The 20,216-nt window shown below is 61.3% G+C and carries 15 protein-coding genes; 9 read left to right on the top strand and 6 right to left on the bottom strand.

Features of this window, described 5'->3' with window-relative positions:
- Positions 1–69: 69 nt before the first annotated feature.
- Both ASE64_RS09940 and ASE64_RS09935 read right to left on the bottom strand, forming a co-directional pair.
- A complete protein-coding gene (locus tag ASE64_RS09940; RefSeq protein ID WP_055779442.1) occupies positions 70–2,265 on the bottom strand; it encodes a phosphocholine-specific phospholipase C in 2,196 nt (731 codons plus the stop codon).
- A 217-nt stretch (positions 2,266–2,482) separates the two neighbouring features.
- Positions 2,483–3,832, bottom strand: coding sequence for a hypothetical protein (locus ASE64_RS09935; RefSeq protein WP_055779439.1), 1,350 nt, complete (start codon positions 3,830–3,832; stop codon positions 2,483–2,485).
- 574 nt (positions 3,833–4,406) lie between these two features.
- On the opposite strand from ASE64_RS09935, the gene ASE64_RS09930 reads away from it, so the two are divergent.
- Positions 4,407–5,345, top strand: a complete 939-nt coding sequence (locus ASE64_RS09930) for a restriction endonuclease (protein WP_235480562.1) — start codon at positions 4,407–4,409, stop codon at positions 5,343–5,345.
- Between the two features lie 478 nt (positions 5,346–5,823).
- Here the strand turns inward: ASE64_RS09930 and ASE64_RS09920 are convergent, their stop codons facing one another.
- Both ASE64_RS09920 and ASE64_RS17780 read right to left on the bottom strand, forming a co-directional pair.
- Complete coding sequence (locus ASE64_RS09920) at positions 5,824–6,813, bottom strand: ATP/GTP-binding protein (protein WP_235480561.1); 990 nt, start codon at positions 6,811–6,813, stop codon at positions 5,824–5,826.
- A 6-nt stretch (positions 6,814–6,819) separates the two neighbouring features.
- Positions 6,820–6,996: a helicase HerA domain-containing protein gene (locus ASE64_RS17780; RefSeq protein WP_235480560.1), complete on the bottom strand. Its 177-nt coding sequence runs from the start codon at positions 6,994–6,996 to the stop codon at positions 6,820–6,822.
- Positions 6,997–7,230: 234 nt separating this feature from the next.
- Between ASE64_RS17780 and ASE64_RS09915 the strand changes: the two genes are divergently transcribed.
- From ASE64_RS09915 to ASE64_RS09900, 4 genes are all read left to right on the top strand, one after another.
- Positions 7,231–8,529, top strand: coding sequence for an exonuclease domain-containing protein (locus ASE64_RS09915; RefSeq protein WP_055779431.1), 1,299 nt, complete (start codon positions 7,231–7,233; stop codon positions 8,527–8,529).
- 223 nt (positions 8,530–8,752) lie between these two features.
- On the top strand, positions 8,753–10,321 hold the full coding sequence (locus ASE64_RS09910) for a type I restriction-modification system subunit M (RefSeq protein ID WP_055779428.1): 1,569 nt from the start codon (positions 8,753–8,755) through the stop codon (positions 10,319–10,321).
- Complete coding sequence (locus tag ASE64_RS17160; protein ID WP_082466079.1) at positions 10,318–11,463, top strand: restriction endonuclease subunit S; 1,146 nt, start codon at positions 10,318–10,320, stop codon at positions 11,461–11,463. Before ASE64_RS09910 ends, ASE64_RS17160 begins: the two co-directional genes overlap by 4 nt.
- Positions 11,460–14,501 carry a type I restriction endonuclease subunit R gene (locus ASE64_RS09900; RefSeq protein WP_055779425.1) on the top strand — a complete coding sequence of 1,014 codons (3,042 nt, stop codon included), beginning with the start codon at positions 11,460–11,462 and terminating at the stop codon, positions 14,499–14,501. The genes ASE64_RS17160 and ASE64_RS09900 overlap by 4 nt, the downstream gene beginning before the upstream one ends.
- 231 nt (positions 14,502–14,732) lie before the next feature.
- Here the strand turns inward: ASE64_RS09900 and ASE64_RS09895 are convergent, their stop codons facing one another.
- Together ASE64_RS09895 and ASE64_RS09890 are read right to left on the bottom strand one after the other, a co-directional pair.
- Entirely contained in the window at positions 14,733–15,617 is an 885-nt protein-coding gene (locus ASE64_RS09895) for an HNH endonuclease (protein ID WP_055779422.1), read from the bottom strand.
- A gap of 121 nt (positions 15,618–15,738) precedes the next feature.
- Complete coding sequence (locus ASE64_RS09890; RefSeq protein WP_055779419.1) at positions 15,739–16,263, bottom strand: CGNR zinc finger domain-containing protein; 525 nt, start codon at positions 16,261–16,263, stop codon at positions 15,739–15,741.
- A gap of 25 nt (positions 16,264–16,288) precedes the next feature.
- On the opposite strand from ASE64_RS09890, the gene ASE64_RS09885 reads away from it, so the two are divergent.
- The 4 genes from ASE64_RS09885 to ASE64_RS09870 all read left to right on the top strand — a co-directional run bounded on the left by ASE64_RS09885 (position 16,289) and on the right by ASE64_RS09870 (position 19,789).
- A complete protein-coding gene (locus ASE64_RS09885; protein WP_200920178.1) occupies positions 16,289–16,876 on the top strand; it encodes a LysE family translocator in 588 nt (195 codons plus the stop codon).
- 177 nt (positions 16,877–17,053) lie between these two features.
- The gene (locus tag ASE64_RS09880) at positions 17,054–17,497 is read left to right on the top strand and encodes a hypothetical protein (RefSeq protein WP_055779417.1); all 444 of its coding nucleotides are present in this window, start codon (positions 17,054–17,056) and stop codon (positions 17,495–17,497) included.
- A gap of 16 nt (positions 17,498–17,513) precedes the next feature.
- Positions 17,514–18,485, top strand: a complete 972-nt coding sequence (locus ASE64_RS09875) for an alpha/beta hydrolase (RefSeq protein WP_055779414.1) — start codon at positions 17,514–17,516, stop codon at positions 18,483–18,485.
- Between the two features lie 302 nt (positions 18,486–18,787).
- Positions 18,788–19,789, top strand: coding sequence for an SGNH/GDSL hydrolase family protein (locus tag ASE64_RS09870; protein ID WP_055779410.1), 1,002 nt, complete (start codon positions 18,788–18,790; stop codon positions 19,787–19,789).
- Positions 19,790–20,216 lie beyond the last annotated feature (427 nt).

The raw sequence follows: 20,216 nt of genomic DNA, 5'->3' as shown, positions 1-20,216 counted from the left end.
TCTAGCTGAGAATTGTTCTCATTAAGCAATCCGCGAACGTGAAGGGGCGTGAAAGCCGAACGCCGCCTCCTACTCGATGCGCCCCGCGAAGCGGTAGCGGAACCCCTCGCCCGTGTCGGCGGTGATGATCACGTCGTAGTAACCCGCGGCATCCAGGGGCCAGGCGAACCGCTCGGTCTGGCCGGCCGCCACGGTGACCGACTGCGTCTCTTCGACGAAGTCGTTCGCCGCGAGGGAGTACGTGACCGGGGCGGCGCCCTCGTTTCCGAGCTCGAGCCGCAGCGACCGGCGCTCGCCCCGCACGGGATTGCCCGCGACCACGGGCACAGCACCAGCAGCGCCAGCAGAACCAGAGGCTCCAGCAGCGCGCACCGTGCCGGCGAAGCGCCGCAGAAACCGGTCGGGCCCGTACACGCTGAAGTCGTACGCGCCACCGGTGGCCGCAGCATTCCAGACGTAGGTGGCGGAGCTGCCCGTGGCCAGCGTGAAGGGCGTCGACTCGAACGGCAGCTGCGCGTTGGCGAAGACCTGGTGCGAGAAGCCCTGGTGTCCGGTGTTCTGCATGGTGAGCGTCACCGTGGCGGCGGCCCGGTCGACCTCGACGTTGGCGTGCTGCCGGTACGGAAGCGGCCGGTGCTGGGCCGTGCCGGCATCCTGCACCGGCATTGCCTGCGCGCCGATGGCGGGCTCGCGAATGTCGGGCTTCGCCATGTCGGCGTCTGCGGCGGCGACGAGCTTCTGCGTGACGCTGAGCGGCGGCACCTCGGCGGCGGTCGGCAGCGAGAAGTCGGGGTTCGCGAAGTCGAAGCACGAGGTGAGGTCGCCCGAGATGGTGCGTCGCCACGACGAGATGTTGGGCTCGTGCACGCCCGTCCAGGTTTCGAGAAACCGGATGACTGACGTGTGGTCGAACACCTGCGAGTTGACCCAGCCGCCGCGGCTCCAGGGCGAGACCAGGGTGAGCGGCACCCGGGTGCCGTAGCCGATCGGCAGGCCATCCACGTATTCGCCGGCCGTGCCGGGCTCGGCGAGCGGGGGCAGCATGTGGTCGAAGTAGCCGTCGTTCTCGTCGAAGTTGAGAATGAGCACGGTGTTCGCCCAGGTGTCGGGGTTGCTCATCAGGGCCTGCACGACCGCGTTCGTGTAGTGCGCTCCGTAGTCTGGGCTCGCGGCCGGGTGCTCGCTGTAGCCGTAGGGAGCGACGACGTACGAGACCGCGGGCAGGGTGTTCGACGCCGCATCCTTGCCGAACTCGCTCAGCAGATACGTGACGTCGAGCCCGCGACCCGAGTCGGGCAGCCAGCCGTCATTCAGGCCGCCGCGCAGGGCGAGGTCGCGCACCGCGGGGTCTTTCGAGGCCAGCGCATCGTGGTAGTTCTGGAACAGCCAGAGGGGGTTGTCGCCGTAGTCGCCGACGTAGGGGTGGGTGCCGTCGTCGCCGATCTCGTTGTTGGAGTAGGTCTTGAAGGTGACACCGGCCTTCTGCAGTCGCTCGGGGTAGGTGCCCCAGGTGAAGACGGGCTTGTAGTCGTCGGGGTTGTCGGTGGCGGGGCCGCCGTGGTCGCCCTCGGGGTTGATGGTTCCCGTCCACTGGTAGAGGCGGTTCGGCGTAGTCGGGCCGATCACCGAGCAGTGATAGTGGTCGGCGATCGTGAACGACGAGGCGAGCGCGTGGTGAAACGGCAGGTCTTCCTGGGTGAAGTAGCCCATGGTCTGCTGGCTCTTGGCCGCGACCCAGTTGTTCCAGGCGCCCTTGTTCCAGGCGGTGTGGCCGCCGCCCCACGAGTGGTCGAGGCCGCCGGCGTTCTGCGCGTTGAAGTGGGTGCTGTCGAGAGGGAACGGCAGCATCACCCCGCCATCCGGCCTCGTCGGGTCTGGCTGGGCGAACGCGTTGCCGCCGCCCGGATACTCCACCATCTGCTTGTCGCCGAAGCCGCGAACGCCGCGCAGGGTGCCGTAATAGTGGTCGAACGAGCGGTTCTCTTGCATCAAGATCACGACGTGCTTCACATCGTTGATCGACTTGGTCGCCCCGGCTCGGGCGCTGGTCGCGAGACCGGATGCAGCTGCCGCCCTCTCGCCGAACCCTCCCGGCCCGGATGCGGCGGCCACTCCCGCGAGAATGGCGGCCGCCCCGCCGAGAAGGATGGTGCGCCGACTCAGGCCGGGCTGCACATCGGCGTGATACGCCTTGGACTTGTCGAGGGGAGGCGCCGCATTCAGCGTGACGTCGGGGGCGTTCTTTTCGGGCTTGCTCGAGCTCATGGTGCGCGTTCCTGCTTTCGGGTAGGCAGTAGTGCTTTTCGGGGTGTCGGCAGGCACGGGCAAGATGCCGCCGGGGTTCGTCTCCGCTGGGTGACGGAAGGGAATGACGGCTCAACCCTCACCCCGAAAGGTGGACGGTCAGTTGCGGTTGCCTAGCGCACACGCAAACGCGCTTTGAATTGCTGGACTGTGCCCACTAATCGGCGGTGGCTCCCGGTCAGCGGCCGCTGAGGTCGTAGGGCTTCACCGCGGAGTCGACGGTCGTCAGATATCCGCCGTCTGAGAGGTCGGAGGGAACGGTGATCGTGCGCGTCACCGAGGGCTTCGAGGTCGAGGTGTCGATCTGCGTGATCTGGCCCTCGCCACCGCGGGTCACGAAGACGCTACTGCCGTCGTCTGTTGCCGCGGTGAAGCGAAGGGATGCCTTCGCTGCCGGCTGGCCGACGACGGGGCCGTTCTTGAGGGGGTCGAGCGCCACGGTGGTCTGCTCTCCGTTGAAGGCGCCGTCGTCGCCCTTCTTCACGAGCACGAGCGAGTCGCCGGAGCCGGAGGTAAGCGCGACGGCGGTGAACTGTGGCGTGACGGCGACGCGGGTGAACAAGCCGCTGCCCAGGCTCACCGACGTCAGCTTGCCGGATGCCGTGGATGCGCTCGTGAGGTAGGCGGGGATAGTGTTCCACCCGGCGTCTTTCTCTGTGGCCCCGGCTTGCGCGCCCACGGCGGTCGCGCCATCCGGGGCCATGCGCGGCCGGTAGCTCTCGACGCTCGCCTGCGGGTACGACGAGAACTGGGAGTCCACGAATCCGGTGTCGGTGACGCCGACGGTCTGCACACCGGTGGCGAGATCGGAGCCGATCACGGTTCCGTCGGCGTTGACGATGGGGCCGTGCGGGTAGGCGTTGAGTGGGGTCGTGGCGACGGGCGTCGGGTGTGCGTCGCCGCCCATAATCGCCGACACGGAGTAGGCGTCGAGGTGGCCGCCGGCGGTGACGACGAGGCGCAGCGGATCGCCGACGAGGAAGGTCTCGACCTCTTCGGTTCCGGTCTCACCTGTGGTGGCGAGCGTCACCTCGGAGGTGGTGATGTCGGCTGTCTGCTCTGTGTCCTTCTCAAGGTCGACGACGGTGACGCGCTGGTCGGTGGAGTCGTCGAAGTCCGAGCCGATGGCGACATAGCGCCGACTCGTGTCGGTAGACAGCCAGCCGGCACGCTTCCAGCGCGCATCGTCATTCGGGATCGCATAGTGCTGATCGATGGTGGCCTTGCCGCTCGAGTCGATGGAGAGGACATCGAGCTGAGGCTTGGACTCATCCATGAAGGCGATCCGCCCGCCGCCGAGTTGCACGGATCCGGCGTGGGTGCCCAGGGTGATGCCGTTGAGGGTGTCGGTGTTCTCACCCGTGCCGGCGTTGTTGATGTAGAGCTCTTTCGCCGTGGCGTCGGCGGTGACGAGCCAGCTGTGGTCGGCGGGGGTTGTTGGGGCGGCTGACGTTGTTGTGGTGCAGCCGGACAGAAGGAGGAGGGAGGTGGCGGCCAGGGCGGAGTAGAGGAGCGGGCGTGCGGGCATGGTGATCCTTGCAAGTCGTCGGTAAGCGGCAACTGAGCTTATCGAGAAGCATTCTCAAGAAGCTAATTGGATGCCCTGGGCCACCAGAGCGCGCGCGTACCGCCCCACGACCAAAGAGCTCCGGTGGGCCCGTCGTCGGGCGGCAAGGCGAGCCGAACCGCTCCCATAGCTGCCTCGGCGGGATCGCCCCCGACGCTCATGCCTATGACGAGGTTCGTGCGGCGCAGCCCTGGCGCCAGCTCGTTGACTTTGAAACTCTCGCCGAGAGACTACTCGGTGGACTGAAAATTTCCAGCCTCTGGCCGAGCGGGCCCTATATAGCCACTTTGAGGCATCATCGAGATTTGGGTTCCGTAAATCGTCGAGCTTATATACGCAACGCTTGGCGCATGCACACGTCGTCGCGGCTTTGGCCTTCGGCAGCGCGTAGGAAGCGCCTAGCCTTGGCGCGATGAAGCAGGCGTGTGTGCCGATCCGGACGCCACTATCGGGCTCGGTGGGGTCGTACCTCGCCACCCCTTCAAAAGCATCGAATGTGCCCCGCAGGGGCGTGTGGATGGTGCACAGTAGTGGTGTGTCTATCCCCGCAGATGAGCCCGTTTCGACCGTTCCGATCTGGCCAGCGCTTGTCGTCCCGGTCCTCAAGGTTTTGTCGAGCGGCGGGACCCTGCACCGGAAAGATGTGTTTGACGCCGCAGCCGATTTCGCCGGTCTGAGCGCCGATGCCCGAGCTGAGACGCTGAGCTCCGGTGGGTACCGCTACGAACAACGAATGGGGTGGGCGTTGAGCAACGCCCTGAAGGCCGGATGGATAGAACGACCATCGCGCGGTCACTACGCCATCAGTGATGCTGGCCGTCGTGGGCTCCAGCAGCACCCGGGAGGGTTTGACTACGCGCAAGCTCGCGAGTTCTTTGCCCCTTTTTGGCCTGATACTCGCCGCCGGCATACAGGCGCGGACGCATCGGGCGACACCATCACAATCGCGGTCGATGTCCTCGACCCGGTAGAGCAGATCGAAGATGGAATAAATCGCATTGAGGAAGAGGTCGGCGAAGAGTTGCTGTCCCGCCTTCGAGAAAGCCACCCCGACTTTTTCGAGCAAGCAGTTGTGGATTTGCTCTTAGCAATGGGGTATGGGGGCGCGGAACAACGAGGCAAGAGGATTGGCGGCCCCAACGACGAAGGCGTCGATGGAATCATCGATCAGGATGCTTTGGGTCTCGATCGCATTTATGTCCAAGCCAAACGGTATAAGGACGGCAACAACATCGGACGCGAGACTATTCAGGCTTTCGTGGGCGCACTTCACGGATTCGGTGCAACGCGCGGTGTGTTTCTCACCACGAGCGCTTTCACGCCCGGCGCGATCGACTATGCCAAGAATGTCCAATCGAGGGTCATCCTGATTGACGGCCAACGGCTTGTGGCGTTGATGATCAAGTACCGGGTTGGCGTCCAAGTGCGTCAGACCTATGCTTCGGTCGAAATCGACGCCGATTTCTTCGAGTGAGCAGCGAAGAAAACTATCTGTCCAGGTAGCTCTTGCTTGAATCCGCACTGTAGTAGCACTCGACAGCTCAGGGGATTCGGCTTGGTCACAATCGTCATGGGTTGCGGGGCGAGTCGTGAGGACAGAGCGCCGAACGTTCAGTCGTCGCTTATGTGAGGCTCCAGCGAGTCGTAGTTTCGGGCGTACTCTGCCTCGACGATCGGCCATATGTCATTGATGCCCGACGAGACTGAATTAACCTGAGCAGGGAGGTCGCCGAAGACCACGAAGTCATGAGGCACGACTCTTCCTGCGCGATCCTTCCTGCCGAGTGGATCTTCAAACCGCAATGCAGTCATGTCGCCGCTTCGATTCCACACGTGCGTCATACCTTCGAACTCGGCGAAGGCCAGGCTGTAAGTAGGCAGAGGGTCGGTCAAACCACCCCGTCGTAGGAATCGAAATCCCCAGGTCCGGCCTCGCGTCGCCCAAATCAATCTCATCTTCGGCTCCGCAGCAAGACCTCTCGCTCCTCGCCCTCTTCTAGATCAACTCCAAACTGAGTCAGCGCGGCACGAAGGTAGTCTCCCTTCGCCACGGCCTCAGCATTGGCTTCCCGAAGCTTGACTCCGGCAAGATTCGCGGCCTTCTCGATCATTTCCTTAGAGATCACGGACGATATGAATGCAGCGACGGCGCCCACCGGCCCCGGAAGCCTGGCGGCTCGGCCGATAAAACCGACCAACACGGCGACAACGCCGGCGAGCGCGCTTGCCTGGCCGAGGAGTGTTTCGGCGACTTTTCCTCGCAGGTTGCGAGAATCGGCCCAGCGCACGAAGCGCTCAAGAGGCAGCACGCTTGCGATTGGCATGATGAGGTCGACCCCCACCCGATGTGAAAACTCAATCGCCCCCGGTGTAAATTTCGCCGACGAGAGCAATACAAAATCTTCGCCGACCGACAGTGCCTCATTGCCGAGGACCACCTGCTTAAGTAGGTTCCGAAGCTGTCCGACCTCGTGCGCAGCTTTCAGGACAACGAGATCTCGGAAGTCCGCTACCTCGATCTCGGGAAGTACGTCGGACTTCGATAATGCAAACATCCATATTCTAGGGAATCGCGCGAGAGGTTTGCCGCTCTCCAGCAGGTCCTCCACGATCGGCAGGAGACCATTTCGGACATTGGTAAACAAGAGTCTCAGGTACTCTTCCTCGCGGCCCGCATTCCTCTTGAGCTCTTCTCCGTCGACGAGGACGAGTGCGACATCCGATGCCAGCAGTGAGCGGAACGTGTCGGCGCGACGCTGGTCCTCTTCGGGGCCACTTGGTGATTCATGAAACCACTCGCCCGGGTAGTCGTGCCACACGAGTCGGATGCCGTCATAGTCAGCCGACTTCTTCGAGTCGGGTCGGTATTTGAGCCGAGCGGTAAAGGAGTAGGGGGTCGATGAGAACCGATTTGCCGAAGGAACCTGCCCATCGCGTCCCATGCCGAGCTAGTTCTGAAAGAGTCTATCTCCCTGACCGGCGTCATCTGCCACCACGTCGAGCCGTGTCCGCTCCTGCGTTTGTCTCTCGCGCATAAGCCCGTAGAAGGAGGAGATTAGGACACTTTTGCCGCTCCCGCTTTCCCCGAAGACGGCTAAGTGCTGTTCTAGTACTCGTTTGGGCATGTCAGCAATCTAGGGGATTCGGTTGAGCAGCATTGGGCCGAACACGGCCGAAGAGGATTGCGCTTCACGCGACCAATGAGGCCGAACGCGAGTCGGTCTGTCCCAACCTACGGTGTCACCTGCTCATCGGGTGCAGTATTTCCAAGTCGCCGCTGACCTCACCCCGTTCGAGGGCTGTCACGCGCGCACACCATTCCGATACGTTCGAATAGGTATCAACCAGGAGGTTCCACCATGGCCGGCCCAGGCTTCGCCGTTCTCGACTTCGAAACGACCGGGCTTTTCCCCGGTGGGCACGACCGCGTTGTCGAGGTTGCCGTCGTGCACGTCAACGATTCCGGGCGCGTGACCGGCCGGTGGGAGACGCTGGTCAATCCGCAGCGAGACCTCGGAGCGCAGCACATCCACGGCATCCGATCGGCCGACATTCTAGATGCGCCCACGTTCGCAGCCATCGCCCCGCATCTCGTCGATCTGCTGGGCGGCCGCGTGCTCGTCGCACACAACGCCAGCTTCGATCTGCGCTTTCTGCTGGCCGAGCTGGCGCGGTCGGGGTATCCGCAGGCATCCGCCCTGGACATCGAGCATCTCTGCACGATGCAGCTTGCTCGAGACTTCATTCCCGGCGCGGGGCGTTCGCTTGCCGATTGCTGTGCCGCCTTCGACATCGACCTAGAGAATGCTCACCGGGCCAGCGTTGACGCGTCGGCCACAGCCCGCCTGCTCGGCGAGTACATCGCGGCGTCGGAGGGATCCGAACTGTGGAACGACAGTCTCGACCGTGCACTCGACGCCGTGTGGCCCGTGCTCTCCAAGCAGACCGTTCTCGACGAAGTGTGGCGAGCACGGGAGGCGACCGCGGCCTCAAGCAACACATCGACATTCCTGCAGCGCATCGCCGACAAGCTGCCCGAGTTCGGCGGACCGGCCGAGCACCAGAACTACTGGGCTCTGCTTGACCAGTGTCTGCTCGATCGCCAGCTGTCGGTGCACGAGGCGAACGCGCTCGTTCGCCTCGCCGACGAGCTGAGCATCAGCCGATCAACGTGTGAACGTCTGCACATCGAGTACTTCGAGGCTGTGGTCAACGTGGCATGGGCCGACGGCGTTCTCACGCTCGATGAGATCGCCGACCTCACTGCCGTTGCCACTCTTCTGGGGCTGCCGGCCGTCTACGTAGCAGCAGCGGTTGAGCCGCCAGCGAAGAGCGTCGGCAGGCATGCAGCGCCTGTGGATGCTAATGGTTCAGTCGGTTCTCAGGGTTCGGCTTCTCCGCGAGTGGCAGGCGCATTCCGACTGGAGGTCGGCGACCTTGTGGTTCTGACGGGCGACATGCGGCGCAGTCGTGAGGACTGGCATCGGGAGTTGGAGCAGCGAGGTTTTGAGCCGCGGCCGGCGATCACGAAGAAGGTGAAGCTGGTGGTCGCGTCCGACCCGGATTCGCTGTCGGGTAAGGCGCGGAAGGCGCGTGACTATGGGATCACGATTGTGAATGAGGCGGGGTTGGAGCGGTTGTTGAAGGGTCCTGGCTGAGACCTATTTTGAGGCCAGTCCCACTGGCGGTACTGAGACTATTCGGCAGCCTCGTTGTGCGTTTGGATCTGATAACCGCGAACAGTCGGTGGGCATCTCTCCCGGACACAAACGGCCTTCATGGCTGAGGTGCGCCGATGAACCGCTAGAGGTTCGCACCGCTATCGTGAATGAACTACGCGAACACCACATGACCGCGCTCTAAAGCGCAGGAGATAAAAACATGGCACCCACCACCAAGGAAGCTCAGCGCGCCGAGATTCACAAGACAATTTGGCGCATCGCGAATGACCTTCGAGGCTCCGTTGACGGATGGGACTTCAAGTCTTACGTGCTCGGCATGCTGTTCTACCGGTTCATCTCGGAGAACCTCGCCACTTACATAAATGCCGGCGAGCACGAGGCGGGTGACCAAGGATTTGATTACGCAAAGCTACCCGACTCTCAGGCGGAACACGGTCGAAAGGACACGGTCGATGAGAAGGGTTTTTACATTCTTCCGTCGGAGCTCTTTCGCAACGTGCGAAGGGCCGCACCGCAAGACGCGAATCTGAATGAGACGCTCGCGCGAGTCTTCAAGAACATCGAAGGTTCGGCCGTCGGTAGCGACAGTGAAGATGACCTCAAGGGCCTGTTCGACGACCTCGACGTGAACAGCTCAAAGCTCGGAAACAGCGTCGCCAAGCGCAACGAGAAGCTCGTTAAACTTCTTAACGCAATCGGCGATCTTCCACTCGGCAACTTCGACGAAAATGCCATCGACCTGTTCGGTGACGCCTACGAGTATCTAATGCAGATGTACGCTTCAAGTGCAGGTAAGTCCGGTGGTGAGTACTACACGCCGCAAGAGGTCTCAGAACTCCTTGCCCGCATCACCGTGGTCGGCAAGACCCAGGTCAACAAGGTCTACGACCCCGCCGTCGGTTCCGGATCGCTGCTGCTGAAGTTCGACAAGGTCCTCGGCAAAGGTAATGTGCGACAGGGCTTCTATGGGCAGGAAATCAACCTGACCACCTACAACCTCGCCCGCATCAACATGTTCCTGCACGACGTGAACTACGAGAAGTTCAATCTCGCTCACGGAGACACCCTTACCGACCCGGCGCACTGGGACGAAGAACCGTTCGAAGCGATCGTTTCTAACCCGCCCTACTCGATCAAGTGGGACGGCGACGCGAACCCTCTGATGATTAACGATCCACGGTTTGCCCCGGCCGGAGTGCTTGCGCCAAAGTCGAAGGCTGACCTGGCTTTCACGATGCACATCTTGTCGTGGCTAGCGGTCAACGGCACTGCGGCGATCGTTGAGTTCCCCGGCGTTCTCTACCGCGGGGGAGCGGAAGCCAAGATTCGCAAGTACCTGATCGACAACAACTACGTAGACGCCGTCATCCAATTGCCGCCAGATCTATTCTTCGGCACCACAATCGCGACCTGCATCATCGTGCTCAAGAAGTCCAAGAACGACAACGCAGTTCTCTTCATCGATGCCTCAGTGGAGTTCAAACGCACCGGCAACAAGAACAAGCTCGCAGAAGCGAATCAAGCAAAGATTCTCGACGCGTTCACCACGCGAGATGATGCGGAGTACTTCGCCAAGGTCGTCGCGAACGAAGACATCGCAGCCAACGAGTACAACATCGCGGTGTCGTCTTACGTCGTGGCCGAAGACACTCGGGTGGCTGTTGACATCACTGAACTGAACACCGAGATTGCTCGTATCGTCGCGCGGCAGGCCGAACTTCGCACCTCCATCGACGAGATCGTCGCGGATCTGGAGGGCACGCAGTGAGCCGCATCGATGAACTGATATCGGAACTTGCGCCCGACGGCGTGCCGCATTTGCCATTAGGCAAGGTCGCTGCGATCCTTGGCCGTAACGTTCAACCCTCTGCAATGGGAAACGAGACTGTGACGGTCTTCAGCTTGCCCTCATTCGATCAGAGCAAGTCGCCAGAGAAGCTCGTGGGGATCGAGGTTGGCTCCGCAAAGACCCGGCTTGGAGGCCCTTGCGTTCTTGTGTCAAAACTGAATCCGCATATTCCACGTGTTTGGCCGCTTGAATCCGTCCCACTGAACTCGTATTGCTCGCCTGAGTTCTATCCAATTGAGCCTGACCAGGGCGTCCTGGAACTGCGGTACATGTATTACTTCGTCCTGACGAAGATGAGCTGGCTCTCAGGAACAGTTACGGGGAGCACAAATAGTCACAAGCGGCTTCATCGAGAAGACTTTCTAAAACTCCGAATACCGGTGCCAGCTCTTGAGGTGCAGCGGGAGATCGTGAGAATCCTGGATCAGTTCACTCAGCTGGAAGCGGAGCTGAAAGCGGAGCTGGAAGCGGAGCTAGAAGCCCGCCGCCGCCAATACGAGCACTACCGTTCAGAGCTGCTGACGTTTAAGGCAGATACAACGGACTTCAGAATGCTCGGCGAAGTTGTGCGTATTAGAAACGGTAAGGATCATAAAGCGCTTAGTGACGGCGATATCCCGGTTTATGGCAGCGGCGGCATTATGCGTTATGCCGACACCGCGGCAGCGCGAGGGCCGTCGGTTCTGATTCCTCGTAAGGGGTCGCTTGGCAACTTGTTTTTTGTCGAGGGCCCATTTTGGAACGTAGACACGATTTTCAGCACTGAGGTAGACGCATCCCAGATCGAGCCGAAGTTCCTTTTTCACCAGTTGCTCACGATGGGCCTTGGCCAAATGAATCAAGCCGGAGGCGTCCCGAGCCAGACGCAAACTGTCCTAAACCGGCTACGCATCCCCGTGCCCTCGATTCACGAGCAACAGCGAATTGTTTTGGCTCTCGATAGATTCGATGCTCTGGTGAACGACCTCAGCATCGGTCTCCCTGCAGAGCTCGCTGCTCGTCGCAAGCAGTATCAGTACTATCGTGACAACCTCCTCACGTTTGAGGAGATATCTGCATGAGTGATTCGACTCCACGGAAATATGATCCGATCGCGTTATCAGCCGAGAGCACGGTCGTTGCTGAGTACGTCCCTGATGCTAGAGCCGAGACTGCGTATCAGTCGGAGGCAGATCTTGAGAACGAGTTGATTCGCCTGCTCAAGTCCCAGGCGTACGAGTACCTTCCGATCGCCAGCGAGACGCACATCGTCGCCAACCTGCGCACCCAGCTTGAGGCCTTGAACGGCATCATCTTCTCGGATTCCGAATGGCTACAGTTCTTCACCGAGCGCGTCGCCGGTGCGAATGATGGCATTGTCGAGAAGACGGTGCGCGTCCAGGAGGATCACGTTCAACTGCTGAAGCGTGATGACGGTTCGACGAAGAACATCCTGCTGATCGATAAGCAGAACATCCACAACAATCGACTGCAGGTGATTAACCAGTACGCGATCGATCAAGGCGACGGTGGTGCGGCTCGCTCGAATCGCTATGACGTCACCGTCTTGGTCAACGGTTTACCGATGGTGCACATCGAGTTGAAGCGGCGCGGCGTTGATATCCGCGAAGCCTTCAACCAGATAGACCGCTACCAGCGCGACAGCTTCTGGGCAGGTTCGGGTCTCTTCGAGTATGTGCAGCTCTTCGTGATCAGTAACGGCACGCTGACGAAGTACTACTCCAACACGACTCGTCGCCAGCGTCTGAGCGAGGCTGCTGGCTCGAAGCGAGTGCGCAAGACGTCGAACTCGTTCGAGTTCACGTCATGGTGGGCGGATGCGCAGAACAAGCCGATCACGGATCTCGCGGCGTTCGCGAAGACGTTCTTTGCCAAGCACTCTCTGCTGAACATCCTGACGAAGTACTGCGTGCTGACCGCAGACAAGATGCTGTTGGTGATGCGCCCGTACCAGATAGTTGGTACCGAGCGGATCTTGCAGAAGATTGACATCTCCACCAACTACAAGCAGCTCGGCAGTGTCGCTGCCGGTGGCTACGTGTGGCATACGACGGGGTCGGGTAAGACCCTAACGTCGTTCAAGGCCGCGCAGTTGGCCTCGAAGCTTCCATCTGTCGACAAGGTGCTTTTCGTCGTGGACCGTAAGGACCTCGACTACCAGACAATGCGGGAGTATGACCGGTTCGAGAAAGGCGCAGCGAACTCGAACACCTCGACCGCGGTGCTGAAAAAACAGCTCGAAGATCCCGGCGCGCGGATCATCATCACGACGATCCAGAAGCTGTCGACGTTCATCGGTGCAAACAAGGGCCACGCTATCTACGACGGCCACGTAGTGATCATCTTCGACGAGTGCCACCGTTCGCAGTTCGGTGACATGCACACCGCCATTACGAAAGCGTTCAAGCGATACAACCTGTTCGGCTTCACCGGAACACCGATCTTCGCAGCCAACTCGGGCAGTGGCGGCAATCCGAAGTTGAAGACAACTGAGCAGGCATTTGGCCAGAAGCTGCACACCTACACGATCGTGGATGCGATCAGCGACAAGAACGTGCTGCCCTTCCGCATCGATTACGTCAACACCGTCAAAGTGGGCAACGTAATCGACAAGCAGGTCTCGTCGATCGACACAGAGAGGGCGCTGCTTGCACCGGAGCGGATCAGTCAGGTCGTGGCCTACACGCTGGAGCACTTTGACCAGAAAACTAAGCGGGCTCAGCACTACACGCTCGGCGACAAGCGAGTTCGCGGCTTCAACGCCCTCTTCGCGACCGCATCCATCGATGCTGCTCGTGTCTACTACAACCACTTCCAGCTCCAACAGGAGAAGCTCCCCTCTGACCGCAAGCTGAAGGTTGGGCTGATTTTCTCCTACGGCGCGAACGACGCCGTTGAAGACGGAGCCCTCGACGAGGAAGGCTTTGATACCGGAGCGCTGAGCATGGATGCTCGTTCCTTCCTGGAAGATGCCATCCAGGACTACAACGGCATGTTCGGCACGAGCTACGACACGTCAGCCGACAAGTTCCAGAACTACTACAAAGACCTCTCTCTGCGCCTGAAGAACAGAGAGATCGACCTTGTCATCGTCGTCAACATGTTCCTCACCGGATTCGACGCCACCACGCTGAACACTCTCTTCGTCGACAAGAACCTTCGCGCTCACGGGCTCATTCAGGCGTACTCGCGCACGAACCGCATCCTGAACTCGGTGAAGACCTACGGCAACATCGTGACTTTTCGGGACCTTGAGGATGCCACGAACGATGCGATCGCCCTGTTCGGTAACAAGGATGCTCGCGGCGTCGTGATATTGAAGCCCTACGGCGAATATTTCAACGACTACTCAGAGAAAGTCACGGAACTACTCTCCGCCTTCCCTCTAGGCCAGCCGATCATCGGAGAGGCTGCGCAGAAGGAGTTCATCGCGCTGTTCGGCGCGATCCTGCGCCTGCAAAATATCCTCACCTCGTTCGACGAGTTCACCGGACATGAGATTCTGACTGACCGCCAAGCGCAGGACTACCGCAGTATCTACCTAAACCTGTATGCCGAGTTCCGCAGGGTTACGGATGGCGACAAGGAGCAGATCAACGACGACATCGTCTTCGAGATCGAGCTGATCAAGCAAGTCGAAATCAACGTTGACTACATCCTCATGCTCGTCCAGAAGTACCGCGACGAACACGGCGATGGCGATGACAAGGAGATTCGCGCCGAGATCTCGCGCGCCGTTGACTCTAGCCCCAGCTTGCGTAACAAGAAGGACCTAATTGAGGACTTCGTTGATTCCCTCTCTGTCGACGGTGAGATCGATGAGGAGTGGCAGGCATTCATCGCAGCTAAGCGTGAAGCTGAACTCGAGACGATCATCACCGAAGAGAATCTTCGCTCGGATGAAACTCGCGTCTTCGTTGAGGCTGCGTTTCGAGATGGGCAGATCCGCACCGGTGGCACCGCGATTACGAAGGTGCTGCCACCTGTCTCGCGGTTCGCTGCCGATGGCGGTCACGGTGAGAAGAAACAGCGCGTGATCCAGAGACTCGGCGCCTTCTTCGAACGGTTCTTTGGGCTGGGCTCGGAGACAGGCGCCTGATGCGAGACGTCTCGGCTACGTCAAGAAGCGTGGGTACCTCGAAAGATATTGCTCGGATCATTCGATCAGCCCGGTGGAGGTTGTCAAGCTATGAATGATCTAACGCCCATCGAGCAGTAATGTCGAAGCTACAGAAGGCCTGAGATCTTAGGAACGGTGTCCGCTGGCCGCGGCCTCGACGGTATTTGCGATGCTGCAGGAACGGGTAGCCCGTCACGCTAGCCATGAGCTTCACACGCTGAACTCCGCGAATCGCCTGGCGAGCGACTCGCGTGACGGGCGCTCGCTTGGTCGCCTCGGAAGCGTCAGCTTAAGGCCGTGCATGTCCTGCAGCCCGTGCCGCAACATCGGGCCATCGATCTCGTCAAGCAGCTCGCGGTCGATCCTCACCTCGTAGTCCGGTGTGATGCCGAGGAGGTTGCGGTCGTATGCGGCGTGATGAATTTTGCATAGCGCCAGTCCGTTCGTGACCCTGGCCATGCCATCGGCATCGGAATCCGCGATGATGTGTGCGGCATCCAGTAGATCAGCGTGTTTCAAGTGGCAGATCGAGCACGTTGTCGCGTATGCCCGCATAACACGCGCCCGAAAAAGCGGCTGATGCAGGCGGGTTCTTACGAGCTTCTCGGCGTAGCTGCGTTCATCGGCATCTAGATTCAGAGGGTCCTTCACGAAGTGAAGCGAGGGATCCAACGAGATCAGAAACTGGCGTCTCTCCTGATCATCGGCCTCGACGTAAACCGGGTAATAGGGAACGAATGCGCCTGGCCTAACGGCGTGGAGGTAGAGGAGTGGTGCTCTGGTTTCGAAGGCCCGGCGTAGCTTTTTGTTGTCACCGCCCTTCCGAGCTTGGTACGAGTAGTGAACGAAGCCGTCGGATGTGAAGGCATCGGCGTACGGACTCTTGATACTCGTCAAGATCGACAGCGTTGACTCGAAGTCAGCGGGGTTCCGGATGCCCCGGGCTGTGTCTACGAGTGGGATGTTCTCGGTGCCGAATGTGTAGTTTCGGAGCTCCTCGCGCGTAACCTCCGATGCGCCCGTCGCGAGCTTCTGATCGAGCCAACGGAAGACATCCTGCCGAATCAGTTCTTCTTCGAGTGCGCTTCTCGTCATGTGGTCATGTTTAGCAGTCACACTGCGGTGATTGGCCACCGTTCCCTCTCGCCGTGGCTTTTCGCCAGGACGCGAAACCGGAGCGGCATCGTGCACGTCAGCCGAACATCGGTGAGGCGGATCAGGCGCGCTGCAGTCGGGCTCGATGACGCCTGACCGCATCCCTGCTTCCGCAACGGGGTGAGCAGTACCGTTGGGTGCCGTTGTGAGACACGTCCACGATCACATTCGTGCATGGATCCGCGGCGCAGCGCCCGAGGCGGGTCATGCCGCGGGTGGTCAGGTGAAGAGCGGTGCCGACCATGAAGACAGCCTGGAGCACGCGCGGTAGATCGTTGTCGACGTCGCGGTAGTGCAGGTGCCAGCCCTCGCCATTGTGATCGGTCAAGCGCGGGTAGGCCGAAGCAGTGGCCATCTGCTCGTTGAGAATGGCCGCCCGATCGTCTGCTGTGGCTGCGTCGACGACGGTCAACCACGCATCAACTACCGCCCGGCAACGGACGTAGTCGTCTGCCTGCTCGGGAAAAGGCATCGTCATGCCGAATTCTCGTGTTCGCTCGACGACCTCTTTTCGCTTGCCGGGCCAATCGTTCGCGAGCGACTGGGCGAGGAGGACGGCATACTCGCCGTAAGGGTTGAGGTGCATAAAGGCATTACATCATGGTGTGGATATGCCTCATATCTTCCTCACTTCGCCCGTCTCGGCGACGGCTGCCGTCGCCATGGTCGTCACGGCCTTGACGATGGTTCTCACCCCGGGACCGAACATGATCTACCTCGCGTCACGCAGCATCGGCCAAGGGCGTCGGGCCGGTCTCATCTCCCTGGCGGGCACGGGTGTGGGCTTCGTTGTGTACATGCTGATAGCCAACTTGGGCTTGGCCGTAGTGTTCGTTGCCGTGCCGTGGCTGTTCATCGGGCTCAAGGCCGCGGGAGTCGTATACCTCGCCTACCTCGCCTGGCAGGCCCTGCGACCACACGGGCGAGGTGTCTTCGGGATCCGCGACCTGCCGCGGGACAGCTGCAGTCGCCTCTTTCGCATGGGTCTGGTCACCAACCTGCTCAACCCGAAGGTCGCGATCATGTACCTGACCGTCATCCCGCAGTTCATTGATACTCAGCGCGGGTCTCCGGTGGCGCAGGGTCTCTGTCTCGGACTGCTCCAGATCGGCGTGAGTCTCACCGTGAATGCGCTCATTGTCGTCGCTGCGGGGTCTATCGCCAGCGTGCTCGCGCGTCGCCCTCGTTGGGCGACCTGACAACGACGTGCCACGGGGGTTCTGCTGGGTGCTGTCGCAGCACTGCTGGCCTTCGACGTGCCAGACAGCGCACGGATCTGACACCGTTGCTGCCCGTGCGAAGCGAAGACATGGAGCGCGGCCTGTGCGCTCATGCAACAGCGACCGCTGTCGGCGGCTGCTCGGTAGTCTGCAGCTATGACCGACTCCCGAATCGACGACCCGGTGGTGAGCGCGGCGCGCGCCATAGCGACGATCGCCCATCGAGGGCAGACCGACAAGCTTGGGCAGAACTACATCGAGCATCCCCGGCGCGTGGCAGGGTGCGTGAGCGAGCCGACTGAGCAGGCGATCGCCTGGCTTCATGATGTGCTCGAAGACACCGACGTGACCGAGCATGATCTGCGTGAGGCCGGAATTCCCGACGATGTGATTGCGGGGGTTCGCCTTATGACGCGCAGCGACGACATTTCCGATGCGCAGTACTACGCGGCCATCGCCGCGAATCCTCAGGTGCGAGCCGTGAAGCTGGCCGATATCGCCGACAACACCGCCGACTGGCGCGTGGCCCAGCTCGATGCGCCAACGAGGGAGCGCCTGGCTGCAAAATACGCCAAGGCGAGGGCAGCTCTCGGGGCGTGAAGCGTAGGGTCGAAAGATGGAACCTCTCGCCCCCGGAATGCGTCGACTCGGCAAGGTTCTCGGGCGGCTGCCCGGGGCCTCGATCTCCCACACGACTTCCGAGCAGCTTGCGAAGCGCAGCGAGACGAAGACGCCCGAGCTCGCGGCATCCATTCTGATGGGCACGTCGCCGAAAGGCGTCGCGAAGCACGATCGCACGGCAGCCGGTGTTCCCGTACGTATCTATACGCCGAAGCAATCGGGCGAGCCGGCGCGGGCGGCCAGCCCGGGACATCCGGTTCGACCGCTGATCGTGTACTTTCACGGCGGCGGCTTCGTATTCGGCGATCTTCGCGGGGGCGACTGGATGTGCGGCACGGTGGCGATGGATCTCAACGCTGTGGTCGTGTCGGTCGACTACCGGCTCGCGCCGGAGCATCCTTTTCCGGCGGCCGTCGACGACTGCTACGCGACGCTGCTCTGGGCCGCCGAACACGCCCATGAGTTCGGGGCAGACGCCTCGAAGGTCGGAGTGATGGGCGACAGCGCGGGAGCGAATCTGTCGACCGTCGTCGCGTTGATGGCTCGAGACAGCGGCGACGTGGCTGTCTCGCACCAGGCGCTGCTGTATCCGTCGGTCGGGGCCGGTGACACGGAGTCGCGCCGGCAGAACGCCGACGCCTACATTCTGAGCGGGGCCGACATGAACAAGTACGGCGAGCTCTATGGCGGGCCGTTCGATGACTGGCGCGTGTCGCCCATCAAGGCGGCATCGCTCGCGGGGCTTCCGGCGACGCTCATCGAGGTGGGCGGGCACGATCCGCTGCACGATGACGGGGTGCTCTATGCGCAGGCGCTCGAGAAGGCCGGCGTCGAGGTGGAGCTGGTCGAGTATCCCGCGATGCCCCACGGGTTCCTCAGCTTTCCGCGGTTCGCGCGCGACGCGAAAGCGGGGATGGCGGCAGTCGTTGCGTCGCAGCGGCGGGCACTGCTGAAGCCGAGGCAGTAGCTCCAGCCACACCTGAACGTCGGCCCGAGCCTTTGCGAAGCGGTGCACGCGTGGCGGCGGGACTCGTAGCGAGCGCGCGGACGTTGGCCGCATCCGGTTGATCGGGTGTGCCGACCGCGCAGCAGGCCGGCTGATCGAGCCTTCGAACACTCGCCTTGTGTGGGCCATTTCGGGGAACCTGAAAGTCCGGCGTGACGTGCCCACCTCACGGCGTCAAATTTCACTAGACGATCGTATTATCAGCTGTCGCGCGAACGAGCGCTTCTTACGAGCCTTACCCGAGGGTAAAGAAGGAGATCAACGTGAACAGTTCCATCAAACGATCGGGAGTCGCAGCAGTGCTGCTTCTCGCCGCCTCTATGGCGGTGGTTCCCGCGGCAGGGGCCACGGCCGCGACCACCGACTCATCTGGGGCGGTGAACTACGTGGCCCTCGGTGACTCGTATGCCGCAGGCCAGGGTTTGGCGACGCCGACCGGGCAGCCCGCCGCCGGCTGCAATCAGACCGCCGAGGACTACCCGCATCAGCTGGCCGCGAAGCTGGGCTACAACCTCACCGACATGACGTGCTCGGGCGCGGTGACCGAGAACATCAGCAAGAACGAGCAGTCCGTCACGGACGCCTCGGGTGCGGTGACGTCCCTCCCGGTTCAGGCGTCTGCCCTCAACGACAGCACGAACATCGTCACCGTGACCATCGGCGGCAACGACGCGGGCTTCGCCCCGGTGATCCAGTCGTGCGTCGCCACATCGCCAGACGGGCCGGTAGCGGGAAGCAACCAGGACTTCAAAGACCCCACCTGCACAGAGCAGTACATGAAGAAGGGCGTCGACACCCTGTCGAAGAACATCGCAGACAAGGTGGCGAGACACCTCGATTCGACGTTCAAGACCATCAAGAAGGCGGCTCCGAACGCCCAGATCTTCGTGGTGGGCTACCCGTCGTTGTTCCCGGATGCGGCCAGTACCCCTGCGGCGGGCTGCTTTACCGACCTCGGAACCGAACCCTCGAGCGTTTCGTTCACCGCAACCGACGTCGCCTACTTGCACTCCGTTGAGGTGCAGCTGAACCAGACGATTGCCGAGCAGGCCGCTGCCGCCGGTCTCACCTTCGTCGACAACCTGCCCGCGAGTGTCTCGCACAGCATGTGCCCGCAGGGACCGAGCTCATACATCAACGGCATTGCGCTCAACAGCACCGGCACCGGCCCGCTCGTGAACCCGGCGTCGCTGCACCCCAACCTCGTGGGAGCGACGTTCCTGGCCTCGCAGACGTACGACGCGGTTACTGCCTCGGGGTACTAACAGCCCGCCATCGTCGGGGCTCGGATGGGATCTCCGAGCCCCGACGATTGTTCGTCGCGCTGTACTCATTCGTACCTTCGCTCGAAGGCATGATGCAGCGGCTGAGCCCGCACGTGATCTCTCAGCTCGGGTGGATGCATGGCTGCCGGACGATCGGGCGGCACCGCAAGGGACCCGCCCGCGTGCCAGTTTTTGTAGTGCCAGATCCACGTCCCTAATGGCGTCCGCATAGGCGCAGATCTCCTCTAGCGATGAGATTGGATGGTGCCTCTCGTTCTTCTCTTCGTCAAAGACGCCAACGTACTTCTTCGTCTTCGAGTTAAAGTTGAGTCGAGCAATCGGCTTTCGGTAGTTGTCGTCGAATAAGACCACAAAAATCAAAGTTTCGTTCGCCGTGGAGGATCAACTCAGACTTCACCTGACCGCA

The sequence above is a fragment of the Agreia sp. Leaf210 genome (assembly GCF_001421485.1).
In the GTDB taxonomy this organism is placed as follows: domain Bacteria; phylum Actinomycetota; class Actinomycetes; order Actinomycetales; family Microbacteriaceae; genus Agreia.
Note: the sequence above shows the minus strand (reverse complement) of the source record. Positions and strands in the feature narration are given on the sequence as shown.